Here is a 16,583-nt window from a genome sequence, read left to right as displayed (position 1 = left end):
CTTAGCGCTTGCTGTACTGCGGAGCCTTGCGGGCCTTCTTGAGGCCGTACTTCTTCCGCTCCGTGGCGCGGGCGTCACGGGTGAGGAAGCCGGCCTTCTTCAGCGGCGGGCGGTTGACCTCGACGTCCAGGATCGCCAGGGCGCGGGACAGACCCATGCGCAGCGCGCCGGCCTGACCGGTCACGCCGCCGCCGTCGATGCGCGCGATGACGTCGAACGCCTCTTCGGCGCCGAGCACCACGAAGGGCTCGTTGACGATCTGCTGGTGGACCTTGTTCGGGAAGTAGACGTCCAGCGAACGACCGTTGATCGTCCACTTGCCGGTGCCGGGGACGATGCGCACGCGGGCGATCGCCTCCTTACGGCGGCCGGTGCCGTACGAGTTGCCCGTGGTGACGGGCTTGCGCACGGGAGCGTCAGCGCTGGCGGTGGATTCGGTGGTGTACTCGGACGGGAACTCCTCGCCGGAGTAGTCCTCGACCTCGGCCGTCTCGACGGCCGTCTCGACACCGGTGGGCTCAGCCACGGTTCTCCTCTAACTCTTTCGCGAACTACTACTGGGCGATCTGGGTGATCTCGAACGGCACCGGCTGCTGGGCCTGGTGCGGGTGCTCGGAACCCGCGTAGACCTTCAGCTTCTTGGCCATCTTCCGGCCGAGGGAGTTCTTCGGCAGCATGCCCTTCACGGCCTTCTCCACGGCCTTGTCCGGGCGCTTGTCCATGAGCTCGCCATAGCTGACGGAACGCAGACCGCCCGGGTAACCCGAGTGGCGGTAGGCCTTCTTCTGCTCACGCTTGTTGCCGCTGAGCGCGATCTTGTCCGCGTTGATGACGATGACGAAGTCACCGGTGTCGACGTGGTTGGCGAAGATCGGCTTGTGCTTGCCGCGGAGCAGGGTCGCGACGTGGCTGGCCAGCCGGCCCAGCACGACATCGGTCGCGTCGATGACGTACCACTGACGCTGGACGTCGGCGGGCTTCGGTGAGTACGTGCGCACGGTCGTAGCCTTCTTTATGCTCGCGTCTTCGGCGCGCTGCCGGATGCGGCAGCGCTTGGGGTCGGTCGGTGCGGGCACACGACGGCCCGGACCTTCCGTCTCCGCACAGATGGGAGATGACGCCGGACGCGCCGCGCATTGGTCACGCTGGACCTATGCACACAACGAACGATTAGGTTACCCGCCCGAACGGCGGCAGGTCAAAAGACCGGTAACCCTGGCCGAGTCTACCTGATCACAGAACGGTTCTATTTCAGTTCCCTGGGATCCCTTCTTCACCAGGACGAGACATCCCTATCGTTGGTGGCGGTATGTGGCAGAGTTCTCACACCCGGCACACCCAGCGGAGCGCACGGCGCCGGAACCATCTGGGTCTGCTGGCCTGCCTCATGGCCGCGCTGTTCACCGGCGTGCTGCTCGGCCGCATGTCGGGCGATCCCGTGCCGACCGGCCACATCTACCTCAACGAGGCCACCCCGGCCCCCACCCCCAAGGCCGCCGCCCCGGCGCAGAAGCGGGCCGCCCAGCCGATGGCCGAGGCCGTGCCCCGCCAGACCACCACCGCCGCCGCGCCCCGCGCCCGCCACCGGCAGGTCAGGCCCACGCCCAGCCCCACCGACCAGGTGCCCGGCTACACCGCCGACGAGCCGGTCCAGGTCCTGCGCGACAGCGAGCCCGTACAGAGCGTGCCGGGCATGGCCTCCGAGGTCGTCCGCCTCACCAACACCGCCCGCGCCAGGCAGGGCTGCGGCCCGCTGCGCGCCGACGCCCGGCTGACCAGGGCCGCCCGGGAGCACTCGTACGAGATGGCCCGCTCCGGCCAGTTCACGCATGAATCGCCCGACGGGTCCTCGCCCTGGGACCGCATGGAGCGCGCCGGCTACCCCGCGGGCGCCGCCGAGAACATCGGCCGCGGCTACTCCTCCGCCGAGGAGGCCGTGAGCGGCTGGCTCGACAGCCCCGACCACCGGCGCAACATCCTCAGTTGCGACTTCAAGGCCATCGGCGTCGGCGTGGTCTCCAGCCCCGAGGGCATCTGGTGGACCCAGGACTTCGGACGCTCGTGACCTTCGCACGGTAATGTCTCCGCATGGGTTTTCCCGACGAACGTGAATCCGGCACGGACAGCACCCCCCGCCGCTCCCGCAGGGACCGCAAGGCCGACGCCGACCCCGGTTCCTTCGCCGGCGCCTTCACCCCGGCCGGCCCTCCGCCCCCCGGCGGCGCCCCCAACCAGGGCGGCCTCGGCGGCCTGGGCGGCCCCCCTTACTCCAGCGGCGCCCCCAACCCGGGCGGCGGCCCCAACCCGAGTGGCGGCCCCAACCCGGGCGGTGCCCCCAACTCGGGTGGCGCTTTCAACCCGGGCGGCGGCCCCAACTCGGGTGGCGCTTTCAATCCGGGTGGCGGCGGCCCCAACCCCGGCGGTGCTTTCAATCTGGACGGCGCCCCCTCCCCGGACGGGGACCCCGACGCCGACGCGCCTCTGGACGAGCCCAAGCGCGGCCGCAGGTCCGGCTCCAACCGCTCCGAAGGCAAGCGCCCCCGGCAGACCTGGAGCCCCTACGACGAGGAGAACCGCTCGCGCGGCCCGCTCTGGGCGGTCGTCGCCGGCGTCGCCGTGCTCGGCCTGTTCGGCGGCGGCCTGGCGATCATGTTCAACGCCGACGACCCGGCCACCACCGCCGCCAACTCCGAGCAGCGCACCTCCGCCCCGCTCCCGTCGCCCCCGCCCGGCGAGTTCGGCTACGCCGCCAGCCGCAGTACGGACCCCGATCCGCTCACGGTCAAGGAACTCTTCCGGGCCAAGAAGTTCACGGTCTCCGGCCGCGCCTACCAGATGACGGTCACCAGCAAGGACAAGAAGTGCGCCGACGGCGTGCTCGGCGACAAGATGGCCAAGGCACTCAAGAGCGGCAAGTGCACCCAGATGATGCGGGCCAGCTTCCGCGACAAGTCCGGCAAGGTGATCGGCACCGTCGGCGTCGCCAACCTCAACACCTACAAGAGCGCCGCCAAGGTGGCCAAGGCCGGCGGCACCGCCGACTACGTCAAGCCGCTCGCCGGCAAGGACGAGATCACCAAGTTCCTCGGCTCGGGCAGCGGCGGCGCCAAGGTCTGGGCGCACGGCCACTACGCGGTGCTGGTGTGGTTCCAGAGCAAGGACGGCGTCAAGCCCGACAAGAAGCTGTCGAAGCAGCTCTTCCAGGCGGCCGAGGACATCACCAAGCAAACGGTCTTCCAGGCCCTCGACAGGCGGGCGCTGACCGGGATGCGCGCAACCTGATATCGGCCATCCGGTCGGTTAACCCCGCAAACAGGACGATCGATCCGACCGGGAACGCTCATACCTAGGGAACGATCTAGCGACTCTCGCTAGGCTCGCCCTTATGCGTGGCCAGGGACCCGGGTCTGAGCACGAGCGTGGCGAAGCCGACTCCGCGACCGCACCATCGACGCCACCGCCTAGCTTCGGCCATCAACCGCCGCCGGGCGAACCGCCAAGCGGCCACCGCGCCGCCCCCTACGCACCCCCACCCCCGGACCACGGCCCGGGCTCGGGCGAGCCCCCGGCATCCCCATATGCGGGGACGGCCCCGGGGTCCGGCGAGCAGGCGGCGAGCCCGTACGCGGGGTCGGGCGAGCACGGCGGTGAGCAGCAGCCACCGGCCGTCTACCCTGAGCCGACCGCCGAGGAGGCGGAGGGCTGGCTGTCGGTCGAAGGCGAGCCGCCCGCCCGGGAAGGCTGGCCGGCGCCCGGCGACACGCCCCCGGCCGAGGCGTGGCTCTCCGTCGCCGACACCCCGCCGGTGGAGGGCGACACCCGCCCCGCCATGGCCTGGCCGCCCGCCGGCCTCCCCCCGCACGCCGCCGTTCCCTGGACGCCGCCCCAGCCCCAGGTCCCGCCCCCGTGGCCGACCCCGGCCGGCGACGCCCCGCCCACCCCGCCGTGGCCGTCCCACGCCGAACCCCCACACGGCGAACCCCCACACGCCGAAGCGCCGCCCACGCGCCCCTGGCCCGCCCAGGGCGACGCGCCCTCCCCCATGCCCTGGCCCCCGACGACCGAGGCCACCCCCGCCGCTCCCTGGGCCACCCCTCAGGACGACGGCGCCACCCGCCCCGGCACCGCCTGGCCTCCCGCCCAGCCCGTCAACCAGTGGCACAACCCCGACCAGACACACTCCCAGCAACCGGGCCCCACGTACGAGAACCAGCCCCCATCAGGCCCCGCGTACGGCAACCAGCCGAGCCCACCCCCACCGGGCCCCGCGTACGAGAACGAACCGCACCCGGGACCCACGTACGGCAACCCGCAGGCCGGGCACACGTACGAGGATGACCCGCACAGGCGGGCGGCCGACGAGGCCCCGGGTACTGCCGGGCAGTGGCATCCCCCTGCGGACGGGCAGGGCGGCGGGATGTCGGCGCTGCCCGCGTTCCCCGGCGCCCAGCCGTGGGAGGTGAACGACGGGGACGCCGCTCCGTACGACTGGTTCGCCGACCCGGAGAACGCCGAGGCGTCCGCCGCCCAGGGGTGGACCGCCGAGGCCGCCGTCGCCCAGGGGTGGACCGCCGATCCGGCGGCGCCGGGCGGACCGCAGTGGGAGCCGCCGCCCGCGTTCACCGCCGCCGCAGCGGGCATGCAGGTGTGGCCCGCTCCGGTCGCCGACCCGGTCGCCATGCCGCCCTGGCCCGCCGCCACCGGCGAGCTGGAGGCCGAGGCCGACGACGTCCCCCACCCGACCGCCCCCGGCCAGGCACAGCAGCCCTCCGGGTACGCCGCCGAGCCGACCGGCTCGGCCCAGCACCACCCGGACGACCGCGCCCACCCCGCGCCCGAGCCTGCCACCGGAGCCCACCAGCCACCTGCAGCGCCCGCCCCCCAGCCCACCGCCGAGCACCCGGCCACCGCCCCGGACCACCCCAACGGGCCTGCCCACCCGGGCGCCCCAGGGCAACCCACCGCCCACGCTCCGGCCCCGCACGGTCAGCCGGACGGTCGCGGGGAGGCCGTCACGTCCGGTCACCCCGACGCCCACGGTCAGCCGCCGGCCCACGGCCAGCCCACCGGGCCCGTTCAGCCTGCCGCCGGTCAGCCCACCGAACCGGCTCTCCCCGCCGCCGCCTCCCCCCAGCCTGCACCCGACCAGGGCACGCACGACCAGACCGGGCACGACCAGAACGGACGCGGGCAGGTCGCTCCCCCGCCGTTCACCACCGGGGACACCGCTCCTCCCCCCGCTGGCCGGAAGGCCGGTGGGGTGCCGGTGCCGATGCCGGGGGTCAAGCAGCCGCCGGCCCCGCTGTTCGACCCGAGCACCCAGCGCCAGCCCGAGCCCGGCGACGTGCCCGTCTGGCCACCGAACGAGGACCCGGCGGCCAAGGGCCCCGAGCTGCCGTTCAGCCCCGAGGTGTGGGGCAACCGTCACCAGGGCCCGGGCAACAGCCTGCCGGCGCTGGCTCCGGAGGCGTTCCGGCAGCCGCCGTTCGCGCCGATGCCGCCGGTCAAGCAGCCGGGCAAGAGCAAGCGGGCGCTGTTCGCGACGCTGGGGGTGCTGGTGCTGGCCGGGGTGGCGACGGGCGGGTTCTTCGCCGTCAGGTCGGTGAGCTCGCCCACGCCGGAGGCGGCCTCGCAGCCGTCGGTCCAGCCGCCGACGCCGACGTCGGCCCCGCCCGCAAGCACGCCGCAGGAGCCCGCCGGCGCGTCGATCCTCAACTCGGAGATCACCGACCCGAAGAAGCTGTCGCTGGCGGAGGCGTTCCCGGAGAAGAAGGTCTCGGCCGCGGGCGCCTCGTTCACCCGGGTGAAGTCTGACCTGGCGGCCAAGTGCGACGAGGCGGCGGCGGGCCCGTTCGCGGAGGCGTTGCGCGAACACAAGTGCAGCCGCGTGCTACGCGCCACGTACGTCGACTCCAAGCGCCGCTACGCGGTGACGACCGGCATCGCGGTGCTGCCCAGCAAGGACGCGGCGCTCAAGGCCGACCGGGCGAAGAACCTGAGCCGTAATGTCTGGTTCCGCGCGCTGCCCGGCGCGGCGGGCTCGGGCGGCGACCGGGTGCACATCGCGGGCGGCTACGCGGCGGGCCTGGTGTGGGGCCGCTACATCGTCTTCAGTTACGCCACCCACGCCGACGGGCACACGCCGGAGGCCAAGGAGAAGACGCTCATCAAGGTCAGCAGCGCGTTCCGGGACGAGACGGCGGAGGTTCTGGAGCGGCGGATCAACCAGAACTGACGCCCGGCAGCGTGCGGACGCGCCGGGTGGCGGCGGCTCGCGCGGCGAGTTCGGCCGCGGGCGGGTAGGTCACCTCTTCGAGGCAGAGGCCGCGCGCGGGCGCCACGTGGACGCCGGAGTCGCGTACGGCCTGGGCGAGCACTTCGCCTGGCCACGGCACCGGCCGCCGTCCGTCGCCGACGGCCAGCAGGGAGCCGACGAGCGCCCGCACCATCGAGTGGCAGAACGCGTCGGCGACGACGGTGGCGACGAGCACGCCGTTGTCCTCGCGGATCCAGTCGAGCCGCTGGAGTTCTCGGATCGTGGTGGCGCCTTCGCGCTTCTTGCAGAAGGCGGCGAAGTCGTGCTCGCCAAGGAGCCGGGCGGCGGCGGCGTTGAGCGCGTCGAGGTCGAGGGGCCGGTTGTGCCAGACGACCGCGTGCCGCAGCAGCGGGTCCACGCCGCCGACGGCGTCGCTGATCCGGTACGCGTAGCGCCGGGAGACGGCGGAGAACCGGGCGTCAAAGCCCTCAGGAGCCACGCAGACACGAAATATCCGTACATCGGGGTCCAGCACTCCCCCGAACCTCCGCACCAGCGCAGCGAGCCTCTCGTCCACGCCGAGCGGCGCCGGGCTGTTGCCGTCAAGCTCCGCCAGCGCCTCGTCCGACACGTCGACGTGCGCCACCTGCCCCCGGGCGTGCACGCCCGCGTCCGTGCGGCCGGCCACGGTCAGGTCGGGCGGCTCGGGCAGCCGCAGGATCCGCCCCAGCGCCCGCTCGATCTCCCCCTGGACCGTACGGAGCCCGGGCTGGCGGGCCCACCCGGAAAAGCCGCCCCCGTCATAGCCGAGGTCGAGCCGGAGCCGTACCACGATCTTCCTCCCGGTAAGCGAAAAGGGCCCGGCCCCCACGAAGGGGTCCGGGCCCGGCAGCCTGATGGATCAGGCCTCGTCCTTCTTCGCCTCGGCGGCCGGGGCCTCCTCGGCAGGAGCCTCGGTCTCCTCGGCCTGCGCGGCCGGGGCGGTCTCCTCGGTCTTGTCCTCGGTCTTCTCCTCAGCCGGGGCGGCGGGCGCCTCGGCGGCGGCCGGCGCGGCCGGACGGGAGACGGTGACACCGTTCAGCGGCTCGGTCACCAGCTCGATGACAGCCATCGGGGCGTTGTCGCCCTTACGCGCACCGACCTTGGTGATGCGGGTGTAGCCGCCGGGACGCTCGGCGAACGTCGGCGCGATCTCGGTGAAGAGGTGGTGAACGACGCCCTTGTCCTTGACGACGGTGAGCACCTGGCGACGGTTGTGGATGTCGCCCTTCTTCGCCTTGGTGATCAGGCGCTCCGCGACCGGGCGAAGGCGCTTGGCCTTGGCGACGGTGGTGCGGATCTTGCCGTGACGGAACAGGTCCGTGGCAAGGTTGGCCAGGATCAGCCGCTCGTGCGCCGGGCTGCCGCCAAGACGCGCGCCCTTGGTGGGCTTGGGCATTGCTCTCTCCTTGTGTGTTCACCCGCCCCGGCCGTACCAGGTACCGGGGTCGGGCCGCCAGACCCGGGACGGGTCCGCGCTATCGGGAAATATCAGTACTGCTCGGTCTCGACGTACGCGCTGTCGTCGTCGTCGTAGCCGCCGCCGGCCACCGCGGTCGGGTCGAACCCGGGCGGGGAGTCCTTGAGCGCCAGCGACATCTCGTGCAGCTTCTGCTTGACCTCTTCGATCGACTTGGCGCCGAAGTTGCGGATGTCGAGCAGGTCCTGCTCGCTGCGCGCGACGAGTTCGCCCACGGTGTGGATGCCCTCGCGCTTGAGGCAGTTGTAGGAGCGGACCGTGAGGTTGAGCTCCTCGATCGGCAGCGCCAGGTCGGCCGCCAGGGCGGCGTCGGTCGGCGACGGGCCGATGTCGATGCCCTCGGCCTCGACGTTGAGCTCGCGGGCCAGGCCGAACAGCTCGACCAGGGTCTTACCGGCGGAGGCCACCGCGTCGCGGGGCTTCATGGCCGGCTTGGTCTCGACGTCCAGGATCAGACGGTCGAAGTCGGTGCGCTGCTCGACTCGGGTCGCCTCGACCTTGTAGGTAACCTTGAGCACCGGGGAGTAGATGGAGTCGATCGGGATGCGACCGATCTCCTGGCCCGGCTGCTTGTTCTGGGCGGCGGAGACGTAGCCGCGACCGCGCTCGACGGTCAGCTCCATCTCCAGCTTGGCCTTGCCGTTGAGCGTGGCGATGCGCAGCTCGGGGTTGTGCACCTCGACACCGGCCGGAGGCGCGATGTCGGCGGCGGTGACCTCACCCGGGCCCTGCTTGCGCAGGTACATCACGACGGGCTCGTCGTGCTCGGAGGAGACGACCAGCTCCTTGAGGTTGAGGATGATGTCGGTGACGTCTTCCTTGACCCCGGGAACGGTCGAGAACTCGTGCAGCACGCCCTCGATGCGGATGCTCGTCACGGCGGCGCCCGGGATGGACGACAGCAGCGTGCGACGCAGCGAGTTGCCGATGGTGTAGCCGAAGCCGGGCTCCAGCGGCTCGATGACGAACCGGGACCGGGTCTCGTCGATCGACTCTTCGAGAAGAGTCGGACGCTGAGCGATCAGCATGTGTGGGTTCTCCCCTGTTTCGTGTGGCGCCCGCTATATGACGCCACCCCGACAAACAGTTTAGTTCGAGTACGGAATCCGTACTCGAACCAAACGGACGAGTGACTACTTGGAGTAGTACTCGACGATGAGCTGCTCCTGGACCTGGGTGTCGATCTGCTGGCGAACCGGCAGCTGGTGCACCAGGACGCGGAGCTTCTCGGGCACGACGCCGAGCCACGCGGGAACCGTGCGCTCGCCCGCGGTCGCCCGGGCCACCTCGTAGGGCATGAGGTTGCGCTTGGTCTCGCGGACCTCGACGATGTCGTGCTCGCGCACGCGGTACGACGGGATGTCCACCTTCTTGCCGTTCACGGTGATGTGACCGTGACGGACCTGCTGGCGGGCGGCGTCACGCGACTGGGCGAACCCGGCGCGGTAGACGACGTTGTCGAGACGGCTCTCCAGGATCTGGAGCAGCGCCTCACCGGTCTTGCCCGCCTTGCGCGTGGCTTCCTCGTAGTAGTTGTGGAACTGCTTCTCGAGGACGCCGTAGATGCGGCGGGTCTTCTGCTTCTCGCGAAGCTGAAGCTGGTACTCGGACTCCTTGGGGCGTCCGCGGCCGTGCTCACCCGGCGGGTAAGGACGGATCTCGATGGGGCACTTGGCGGACTCGCACTTGCTGCCCTTGAGGAAGAGCTTGGTCTTCTCGCGACGGCAGAGCTTGCAGTCCGCGCCCGTGTAACGAGCCATTTCTCAATATCTCCTGGGAATCAGACGCGGCGGCGCTTCGGCGGACGGCAGCCGTTGTGCGGAACCGGGGTGACGTCCTGGATCGAGCCCACTTCGAGGCCGGTGGCCTGGAGGGAGCGGATCGCGGTCTCACGGCCGGAGCCGGGACCCTTGACGAAGACGTCGACCTTGCGCATGCCGTGCTCCATGGCGCGGCGCGCGGCGTTCTCCGCGGCCATCTGCGCGGCGAACGGGGTGGACTTACGGGAGCCCTTGAAACCCACGTGGCCGGCGCTGGCCCAGGAGATCACGTTCCCGTTGGGGTCGGTGATCGAGACGATCGTGTTGTTGAACGTGCTCTTGATGTGGGCGTGCCCGTGAGCGACGTTCTTCTTTTCCTTGCGGCGCACCTTCTTCGGCGCACCCTGGCGGCTCTTAGGAGGCATTGTTTGCCTTAACTCCTGAGGTCTTCGGTCCCGCGGCTGCGAGGACTACTTCTTACCGGGCTTCTTCTTACCGGCGACGGTCTTCTTCTTGCCCTTACGGGTGCGCGCGTTGGTCTGCGTGCGCTGGCCGTGGACGGGAAGACCCTTGCGGTGGCGGATGCCCTGGTAGCAACCGATTTCGATCTTGCGACGGATGTCGGCCTGGACCTCACGGCGCAGGTCACCCTCGATCTTGAAGTTCGCCTCGATGTAGTCACGCATCGGGACGAGCTCGGCGTCGGAGAGCTGGTGCACGCGCAGATCGCCGCTGACACCGGTGGCCTGGAGGATCTCCTGGGCCCGGGTGCGGCCGATGCCGTAAATGTAGGTGAGAGCGATCTCCAGCCGCTTTTCGCGGGGGAGGTCGACGCCAACCAGGCGAGCCATGGTCGGGCATTCTCCTTCTCTGTGGCGGAGGTCTTGCGCCCCACTTCCCCTCCCCATGCCCGGGGTGAGGGCCCCGGCCTCCGACCGGGGGTCTCCTGAACGGTTCGACGGGCGCCGACGGATCGGCGGCGTCGCCTGCTCAGGTGTGGCGCGCGATTACTGTCTCAGGCTCCTCATGCGTCGAGCCCGCTCCCTGACGGGGCGGACTCGGAGAAGCCTTGCGGCGACTAACCCTGGCGCTGCTTGTGGCGCAGGTTGTCGCAGATCACCATGACGCGACCGTGCCGGCGGATCACCTTGCACTTGTCACAGATCTTCTTGACGCTCGGCTTTACCTTCATTGTCCTTCGTGTTCCTCAGACGTCTTATTTGTATCGGTAGACGATCCGCCCACGACTCAGGTCGTAGGGGCTCAGTTCGACGACTACCCGGTCGTCGGGCAGGATCCGGATGTAGTGCATCCGCATCCGTCCGCTGATGTGGGCCAGGACCTTATGGCCGTTGTCGAGCTGCACCCGGAACATGGCGTTCGGGAGCGACTCAACCACAGTGCCCTCGATCTCGATGGCGCCGTCTTTCTTGGCCAAAAGTCCCTCGCGTTTCACTGATCGGTCGTCTGAGGCTCCGGTTCACTAAGCAGCCGCGACCTCACGCTTCGAAGAGAGCGGCGACCGGCAAAGGCCGCCGACGCGTGATAGTCATAGTGAGCCGACTAAGGAGTGTACGACACCTGTTGCTCAAACGCGAAACGCGTGCCAGGTGCCCTGACACAACCACGTGTCACTGTACCCGATATCGCGCCCTGACGCATGCCGGAGGCCCGCCGACAGGACGCCGGCGGGCCTGAACGCCTCTCCCCGGGCCTCAGCGGCCCTTCTGGCGGCTCAGTAGATGCGGTGGGCCGCACCGCAGTACTTGGCCGCGCCGCCCCAGCAGGTGTACGTCCAGAGCTTCTTGATGTTCCCCTTGCCCCAGGTGTGGACCTGGGACCCGTTCCAGCCGTAGAAGTGCTTGCCGGTGCGCCCGTTCTTGTACTCGTACCGGAACCAGACGTAGCCCCGCTTGGCGGTGAACTCCTTGCCGTACCACTTCGTGAAGACCTTGCCGCCGGCCTTCCACGTCTTGCCGAAGGTGTAGGCCTTCTTGTTGCTGGAGTAGTACTTGCCCCAGGCTCCGGCCGATGAGGCGGCCTGGACGCTGGCGGCGGACGACGCCTGGGCGGTGGCGGCCGGGGCGAGGACGAGGCCGGTGGCGGCGAGGGAGCCGGCGATGGCGGTGGCCGCGAAAATCTTGCGCATGATTTCCTCCGTGGGTGGTGTTCTGGACACCGCTCACGTTAGGAATGCGCGCCCCGACGTTCTGTGGACGAATGCGCAGACGGCACTTATGCACACAAGCCCGTCGTCACCGCTTCGGCGGCGGGTTCCCGAAGACCGTGCTGACCAGCAGGATCGCGCCCCACGGGCCCATGACCCACAGCGGCCACGGATAGATGAAGTCGCCCGCCGTGATGCTGATGATCAGCCAGATGACCCAGTTGACCGCGCTGGCGCCGGCCCAGGCGCTCCAGGCGGCCACCATGCCGGGGTGCATCCGCCGCTTGGCCAGCGGCTCCGGCGTCACCTTGGCGGGCCGGTTGCGCAGGTCGACGTCCGGCAGGTCGGCGGTCAGCTTGGCCAGGTCGCCGTACGTCTTGCTCTGGTAGAGCTGTTCGAGCCGCTCGTTGAACTCTTCCATCGTGATGCGGCCCTGGGCGGTGTGCTCGCGCAGTACTGCCGCCACCCGGTCGCGGTCGACGTCGGAGGCACGCATCTCGGGACTCTGCGCCATTCCCACCACTCCCGGCTCGTCTACGGCTGTGCCAAGCGCTCTTTGCCCCCATCAAGGGCGGTCAGCACCCAAGGTCCATTATGTGTCACGGCGACGCTGTGTTCGAAGTGAGCGGACGCCTTTCCGTCGACGGTCACCACGGTCCAGTCGTCGGCCAGCACGCGGGTGCGCTCGGTGCCGAGGTTCACCATGGGCTCGACGGCCAGGCACATGCCCACCTCCAGCACCGGACCCCGGCCCGGCTTGCCGTGGTTGGCGATCCACGGGTCCATGTGCATCTCGGTGCCGATGCCGTGGCCGCCGTACTCCGGCGGGATGCCGAACCGGCCCTGCGACTTGACGTAGCGCTCGACCTCGTACCCGATGTCGGACAGGTGGCGTCCGGGGGTCAGGGCCCTGATGCCGGCCCACATCGCCTCTTCGGTGATGCGCATGAGCTCGGTGAGCTTCGGGTCGACCTCGCCCACCGGCACGGTCACGGCCGAGTCGCCGTGCCAGCCGTCGAGGATGGCCCCGCAGTCGATCGAGATGACGTCGCCCTCGCGCAGCTTGCGGGCGTCCGTCGGAATGCCGTGCACCACCTCGTGGTTGACCGACGCGCAGATCGTCGCCGGAAAGCCCTGGTAGCCCTTGAACGACGGGATCGCGCCCTCGTCCCGGATCGCCTTTTCGGCGATGACGTCGAGGTCGAGCGGCGTCATCCCCGGCTGCACCGACTGCTTCAGCAGCTCCAGCGTGCGCCCGACGACCAGACCGGCCGCCCGCATCTTCTCCAGCTGCTCGGGCGACTTGATCTGAATCCCATGCTTGTTTCTCTTGAACACGTTTACGGCACCCCCAGGGACTTCAACGGGCAAACGTGGGAGCCCAATTCCCCCCACAATAGCCGCGAGGTGGCACGGAAACCCGTGCCACCTCCGCAGTAGGTCGTCACCCTCACCCCATGAAGGGCCTGATGGCCTCCATGGCCCTCTGAGTGACCTCTTCGACCGGGCCGGTAGCGTCGACCCCGACGAGGATGCCCTCGTCCGCGTAGTAGGAGATCAGCGGAGCCGTCTGCTCTCCGTAGACCTCCAGGCGGTGCCTGACGGTCTCTTCTTTGTCGTCGTCGCGCTGGAACAGCGCGCCGTCGCAGGCGTCACAGCGGTCGTCCTGCTTGTCGTCGAACTCCACGTGCCAGATGCGGCCGCACTGGCTGCAGGTGCGCCGGCCCGCCAGCCGCCGGACCACCTCGTCGTCGTCGACGACGAGCTCCAGCACCAGGTCGAGCGCCTGACCCCAGTCGGCGAGCATCTTCTTGAGGATCTCCGCCTGCGGCACGTTGCGCGGGAAGCCGTCGAGCAGGAAACCGTCCTGCGCGTCGTCCTCCGAGAGGCGGTCGCGGACCATGGCGATGGTGACCTCGTCGGGCACCAGGTCGCCGCGGTCCATGTATGTCTTGGCCAGCTTGCCGAGGTCCGTGCCGCCTGAGACGTTGGCACGGAAAATGTCACCTGTCGAGATCTTCGGGATTGACAGGTTCGATGCGATGTACTGGGCCTGCGTCCCTTTACCCGCTCCAGGGGGCCCGACCAGAACGAGACGCACTACCGCAGGAAACCTTCGTAGTTACGCTGCTGCAGCTGGCTCTCGATCTGCTTGACCGTGTCCAGGCCGACACCAACCATGATCAGAATGCTCGTCCCTCCGAACGGGAAGTTCTGGCTCGCACCGGCCACCGCCAGCGCGACGATCGGGACCATGGAGATCAGACCCAGATAGAGCGCGCCGGGCGCGGTCAGACGGGTGAGCACGAAGTTCAGGTATTCAGCCGTCGGCCGGCCCGGGCGGATGCCCGGAATGAACCCACCGTACTTCTTCATGTTGTCAGCCACTTCAGTGGGGTTGAAAGTGATGGACACGTAGAAGTACGTGAAGAAGACGATCAAGAGGAAGAACGTCGCCATGTAGATCGGCGTGTCGCCGGTGGCGAGGTTCTGGGAGATCCATTGCACGACCGGGTTCGGGTTCTCCGCGTTGGCGAAGAGCGAAGTGATCAGCTGCGGCAGGTAGAGGAGCGAGGAGGCGAAGATGACCGGGATGATGCCGGCCTGGTTGACCTTCAGCGGGATGTAGGTCGAGGTGCCGCCGTACATCCGCCGGCCCACCATGCGCTTGGCGTACTGGACCGGGATGCGGCGCTGCGCCTGCTCGACGAAGACCACGGCGGCGATCAGGAAGATGCCGACCACCATGACGACCGCGAAGGTGAACTTGTTCGCCTGGAAGATGTTGGCCATCTCGGACGGGAAGATGGACACGACCGAGGTGAAGATCAGGATGGACATGCCGTTGCCCACACCACGGTCGGTGATGAGCTCGCCCAGCCACATGATCACGGAGGTGCCCGCGGTCATGATGACGACCATCGTGACGATCTGGAAGACGTTGTCCGGGTCGAGCAGCACGTCCTGCTGGCAGTTGGGGAACAGCTGGCCCGAGCGGGCGAGGGCGATGAACGCCGTCGACTGCAGAACACCGAGACCGACGGTCAGATAACGCGTATACTGCGTGATCTTGGTCTGGCCCGACTGGCCTTCCTTCTTCAGCGCCTCGAGACGCGGGATGACCACGACGAGCAGCTGCAGGATGATGCTCGCGGTGATGTAGGGCATGATGCCCAGTGCGAAGATCGACAGCTTGAGCAGCGCGCCACCGCTGAACAGCTGGACCATTCCATAGATTTGGCCGGCGGCGCCCTCACGGGCCGATTCAAAACAGGCCGCCAGATTCTGGACGTGAACGCCCGGAGTCGGAAGAACCGAGCCGAGTCGGAAAAGCGCGATGATGCCCAGCGTGAAGAGCAACTTCTTGCGCAGGTCCGGCGTCCGGAACGCCCGGGTAAACGCGGTCAGCACGGTCCCTCCTGCGCGCCTATGAGGCGATGTGAGTATGCGATGGTGCGGGGATCTGCCATCTGAAGTCTCAGGTCAACATCCAGCAGGACAGTATCCTGCCGTCTCGCGAACTCTAACGCACTACGCGCGTGGGGGCCCATTGTCAGAACCCCCACGCGTCGTAAATGCACTTACAGCTCGGTAACGGAGCCGCCGGCAGCGGCGATCTTCTCCTTCGCCGTGGACGAGAAGGCATGCGCCGTCACGTTCACCACGACCGAGATCTCACCGGTGCCCAGCACCTTGACCGGCTGGTTCTTGCGGACAGCGCCCCGGGCCACCAGCGCCTCGACGGTGACGTCGCCACCCTCGGGGAACAGCTCGCCGAGCCGGTCCAGGTTGACGACCTGGTAGGTCGTCTTGAACATGGCGTTGGAGAAGCCCTTGAGCTTCGGCAGACGCCTCTGCAGCGGCACCTGGCCACCCTCGAAACCGAGGGGAACCGTCGTACGGGCGTGGCTGCCCTTGGTGCCGCGACCGGCGGTCTTGCCCTTGGACGCCTCGCCGCGGCCCTTGCGGACCTTCGACTTGTTGGCGCCAGGAGCAGGACGCAGGTCGTGAATCTTGAGCGGAGCCTTGTCAGTCATGACTAGTCGACCTCTTCCACCACGACGAGGTGCGTCACCACGGAGACCATGCCGCGAATCTCGGGCCGGTCCTCCTTGACGACGACGTCGCCGATTCGCTTCAGGCCAAGCGAGCGCAGCGAGTCACGCTGGTTCTGCTTGCCACCGATCTTCGAGCGAACCTGAGTGATCTTCAGGCGTGCCATGACTAGCTCACCGCCTTCGCGGCCGCCGCCTCGGCGAGACCCTCGCGCTGAGCCTTCAGCATCCGGGCCGGGGCCACGTCCTCGATCGGCAGGCCACGGCGGGCGGCGATCTCCTCGGGGCGCGAAAGGCCCTTCAGAGCCGCCACGGTGGCGTGCACGATGTTGATCGGGTTGTCCGAGCCGAGCGACTTGGACAGCACGTCGTGGATGCCCGCGCACTCCAGGACCGCGCGGACCGGGCCACCGGCGATGACGCCGGTACCGGCCGAGGCCGGACGCAGGAAGACGACGCCGGCCGCCTCCTCGCCCTGCACCGTGTGCGGGATCGTGCCCTGGATGCGAGGCACCTTGAAGAAGTGCTTCTTCGCCTCTTCGACGCCCTTGGCGATGGCCGCGGGGACTTCCTTGGCCTTGCCATAGCCGACGCCGACCAGGCCGTTGCCGTCGCCGACGACGACGAGGGCGGTGAAGCTGAAGCGACGACCACCCTTCACGACCTTGGCCACTCGGTTGATCTTCACTACGCGCTCGATGTACGAGACGCCCTTGTCAGCGGCGCCACCGCGGCGATCGTCACGACGGTCCCGCCGCTCGCCACCGGTGCCGCCACCGCGACGCGGAGCTGCAGCCATCAGTGGTTCCTCATCTCAGTTGCCATA

At 69.1% G+C, this 16,583-nt stretch carries 21 protein-coding genes; 3 read left to right on the top strand and 18 right to left on the bottom strand.

The window, feature by feature from the left end:
- Position 1: 1 nt before the first annotated feature.
- Both rpsI and rplM read right to left on the bottom strand, forming a co-directional pair.
- On the bottom strand, positions 2-526 hold the full coding sequence (gene rpsI / locus KME80_RS04240; protein WP_219500457.1) for a 30S ribosomal protein S9: 525 nt from the start codon (positions 524-526) through the stop codon (positions 2-4).
- Positions 527-554: 28 nt separating this feature from the next.
- Positions 555-998 (bottom strand): 50S ribosomal protein L13, encoded by a 444-nt coding sequence (rplM, locus tag KME80_RS04235; RefSeq protein WP_106236123.1) that lies wholly within the window; start codon positions 996-998, stop codon positions 555-557.
- A gap of 311 nt (positions 999-1,309) precedes the next feature.
- Between rplM and KME80_RS04230 the strand changes: the two genes are divergently transcribed.
- The 3 genes from KME80_RS04230 to KME80_RS04220 all read left to right on the top strand — a co-directional run bounded on the left by KME80_RS04230 (position 1,310) and on the right by KME80_RS04220 (position 6,235).
- The gene (locus KME80_RS04230) at positions 1,310-2,065 is read left to right on the top strand and encodes a CAP domain-containing protein (RefSeq protein WP_219500454.1); all 756 of its coding nucleotides are present in this window, start codon (positions 1,310-1,312) and stop codon (positions 2,063-2,065) included.
- Positions 2,066-2,088: 23 nt separating this feature from the next.
- Positions 2,089-3,282 (top strand): hypothetical protein, encoded by a 1,194-nt coding sequence (locus KME80_RS04225; protein ID WP_219500451.1) that lies wholly within the window; start codon positions 2,089-2,091, stop codon positions 3,280-3,282.
- Positions 3,283-3,385: 103 nt separating this feature from the next.
- Complete coding sequence (locus tag KME80_RS04220) at positions 3,386-6,235, top strand: hypothetical protein (RefSeq protein ID WP_219500449.1); 2,850 nt, start codon at positions 3,386-3,388, stop codon at positions 6,233-6,235.
- Here KME80_RS04220 and truA read toward each other — a convergent pair.
- The 16 genes from truA to rpsE all read right to left on the bottom strand — a co-directional run bounded on the left by truA (position 6,222) and on the right by rpsE (position 16,556).
- Entirely contained in the window at positions 6,222-7,088 is an 867-nt protein-coding gene (gene truA / locus KME80_RS04215) for a tRNA pseudouridine(38-40) synthase TruA (RefSeq protein ID WP_219500447.1), read from the bottom strand. The genes KME80_RS04220 and truA overlap by 14 nt on opposite strands.
- 69 nt (positions 7,089-7,157) lie before the next feature.
- A complete protein-coding gene (gene rplQ / locus KME80_RS04210; protein ID WP_219500445.1) occupies positions 7,158-7,694 on the bottom strand; it encodes a 50S ribosomal protein L17 in 537 nt (178 codons plus the stop codon).
- Positions 7,695-7,786: 92 nt separating this feature from the next.
- A complete protein-coding gene (locus tag KME80_RS04205) occupies positions 7,787-8,803 on the bottom strand; it encodes a DNA-directed RNA polymerase subunit alpha (protein WP_219500443.1) in 1,017 nt (338 codons plus the stop codon).
- A 105-nt stretch (positions 8,804-8,908) separates the two neighbouring features.
- The gene (gene rpsD / locus KME80_RS04200) at positions 8,909-9,535 is read right to left on the bottom strand and encodes a 30S ribosomal protein S4 (protein WP_219500441.1); all 627 of its coding nucleotides are present in this window, start codon (positions 9,533-9,535) and stop codon (positions 8,909-8,911) included.
- A gap of 20 nt (positions 9,536-9,555) precedes the next feature.
- Entirely contained in the window at positions 9,556-9,960 is a 405-nt protein-coding gene (gene rpsK, locus KME80_RS04195; protein ID WP_020542285.1) for a 30S ribosomal protein S11, read from the bottom strand.
- Positions 9,961-10,005: 45 nt separating this feature from the next.
- Entirely contained in the window at positions 10,006-10,386 is a 381-nt protein-coding gene (gene rpsM, locus KME80_RS04190) for a 30S ribosomal protein S13 (RefSeq protein ID WP_049576926.1), read from the bottom strand.
- 227 nt (positions 10,387-10,613) lie between these two features.
- Positions 10,614-10,727, bottom strand: a complete 114-nt coding sequence (gene rpmJ / locus KME80_RS04185; RefSeq protein WP_003956441.1) for a 50S ribosomal protein L36 — start codon at positions 10,725-10,727, stop codon at positions 10,614-10,616.
- Positions 10,728-10,751: 24 nt separating this feature from the next.
- Positions 10,752-10,973 (bottom strand): translation initiation factor IF-1, encoded by a 222-nt coding sequence (gene infA, locus KME80_RS04180; RefSeq protein ID WP_012887858.1) that lies wholly within the window; start codon positions 10,971-10,973, stop codon positions 10,752-10,754.
- A 297-nt stretch (positions 10,974-11,270) separates the two neighbouring features.
- Positions 11,271-11,684 carry a hypothetical protein gene (locus KME80_RS04175; RefSeq protein ID WP_219500437.1) on the bottom strand — a complete coding sequence of 138 codons (414 nt, stop codon included), beginning with the start codon at positions 11,682-11,684 and terminating at the stop codon, positions 11,271-11,273.
- 106 nt (positions 11,685-11,790) lie between these two features.
- On the bottom strand, positions 11,791-12,198 hold the full coding sequence (locus KME80_RS04170) for a DUF1707 SHOCT-like domain-containing protein (RefSeq protein ID WP_246643995.1): 408 nt from the start codon (positions 12,196-12,198) through the stop codon (positions 11,791-11,793).
- A gap of 38 nt (positions 12,199-12,236) precedes the next feature.
- Positions 12,237-13,040, bottom strand: a complete 804-nt coding sequence (map, locus tag KME80_RS04165; RefSeq protein WP_219500433.1) for a type I methionyl aminopeptidase — start codon at positions 13,038-13,040, stop codon at positions 12,237-12,239.
- 112 nt (positions 13,041-13,152) lie between these two features.
- Positions 13,153-13,803 carry an adenylate kinase gene (locus KME80_RS04160; RefSeq protein ID WP_219500431.1) on the bottom strand — a complete coding sequence of 217 codons (651 nt, stop codon included), beginning with the start codon at positions 13,801-13,803 and terminating at the stop codon, positions 13,153-13,155.
- Positions 13,803-15,113: a preprotein translocase subunit SecY gene (gene secY, locus KME80_RS04155; RefSeq protein ID WP_219500430.1), complete on the bottom strand. Its 1,311-nt coding sequence runs from the start codon at positions 15,111-15,113 to the stop codon at positions 13,803-13,805. The genes KME80_RS04160 and secY overlap by 1 nt, the downstream gene beginning before the upstream one ends.
- Before the next feature lie 170 nt (positions 15,114-15,283).
- Positions 15,284-15,739, bottom strand: coding sequence for a 50S ribosomal protein L15 (gene rplO / locus KME80_RS04150; protein ID WP_219500427.1), 456 nt, complete (start codon positions 15,737-15,739; stop codon positions 15,284-15,286).
- Positions 15,740-15,741: 2 nt separating this feature from the next.
- Positions 15,742-15,924 carry a 50S ribosomal protein L30 gene (gene rpmD / locus KME80_RS04145; RefSeq protein WP_049572666.1) on the bottom strand — a complete coding sequence of 61 codons (183 nt, stop codon included), beginning with the start codon at positions 15,922-15,924 and terminating at the stop codon, positions 15,742-15,744.
- Positions 15,925-15,926: 2 nt separating this feature from the next.
- The gene (gene rpsE, locus KME80_RS04140; RefSeq protein ID WP_091090115.1) at positions 15,927-16,556 is read right to left on the bottom strand and encodes a 30S ribosomal protein S5; all 630 of its coding nucleotides are present in this window, start codon (positions 16,554-16,556) and stop codon (positions 15,927-15,929) included.
- Positions 16,557-16,583: the final 27 nt, after the last annotated feature.

The sequence above is a fragment of the Nonomuraea ceibae genome (assembly GCF_019396325.1).
Taxonomy (GTDB): domain Bacteria; phylum Actinomycetota; class Actinomycetes; order Streptosporangiales; family Streptosporangiaceae; genus Nonomuraea; species Nonomuraea ceibae.
This window is presented reverse-complemented; position numbering and strand designations above follow the sequence as displayed.

What these genes read in the sequence shown, in the direction of transcription:
- KME80_RS04230 (WP_219500454.1), top strand. Translation starts at nt 1,310, where the DNA reads ATGTGGCAGAGTTCTCACACCCGGCACACCCAGCGGAGCGCACGGCGC.
- KME80_RS04225 (WP_219500451.1), top strand. Translation starts at nt 2,089, where the DNA reads ATGGGTTTTCCCGACGAACGTGAATCCGGCACGGACAGCACCCCCCGC.
- KME80_RS04220 (WP_219500449.1), top strand. Translation starts at nt 3,386, where the DNA reads ATGCGTGGCCAGGGACCCGGGTCTGAGCACGAGCGTGGCGAAGCCGAC.
- rplQ (WP_219500445.1), bottom strand. Translation starts at nt 7,694, where the DNA reads ATGCCCAAGCCCACCAAGGGCGCGCGTCTTGGCGGCAGCCCGGCGCAC.
- KME80_RS04205 (WP_219500443.1), bottom strand. Translation starts at nt 8,803, where the DNA reads ATGCTGATCGCTCAGCGTCCGACTCTTCTCGAAGAGTCGATCGACGAG.
- rpsD (WP_219500441.1), bottom strand. Translation starts at nt 9,535, where the DNA reads ATGGCTCGTTACACGGGCGCGGACTGCAAGCTCTGCCGTCGCGAGAAG.
- rpsK (WP_020542285.1), bottom strand. Translation starts at nt 9,960, where the DNA reads ATGCCTCCTAAGAGCCGCCAGGGTGCGCCGAAGAAGGTGCGCCGCAAG.
- rpsM (WP_049576926.1), bottom strand. Translation starts at nt 10,386, where the DNA reads ATGGCTCGCCTGGTTGGCGTCGACCTCCCCCGCGAAAAGCGGCTGGAG.
- rpmJ (WP_003956441.1), bottom strand. Translation starts at nt 10,727, where the DNA reads ATGAAGGTAAAGCCGAGCGTCAAGAAGATCTGTGACAAGTGCAAGGTG.
- KME80_RS04175 (WP_219500437.1), bottom strand. Translation starts at nt 11,684, where the DNA reads ATGCGCAAGATTTTCGCGGCCACCGCCATCGCCGGCTCCCTCGCCGCC.
- KME80_RS04170 (WP_246643995.1), bottom strand. Translation starts at nt 12,198, where the DNA reads ATGCGTGCCTCCGACGTCGACCGCGACCGGGTGGCGGCAGTACTGCGC.
- rplO (WP_219500427.1), bottom strand. Translation starts at nt 15,739, where the DNA reads ATGACTGACAAGGCTCCGCTCAAGATTCACGACCTGCGTCCTGCTCCT.
- rpmD (WP_049572666.1), bottom strand. Translation starts at nt 15,924, where the DNA reads ATGGCACGCCTGAAGATCACTCAGGTTCGCTCGAAGATCGGTGGCAAG.
- rpsE (WP_091090115.1), bottom strand. Translation starts at nt 16,556, where the DNA reads ATGGCTGCAGCTCCGCGTCGCGGTGGCGGCACCGGTGGCGAGCGGCGG.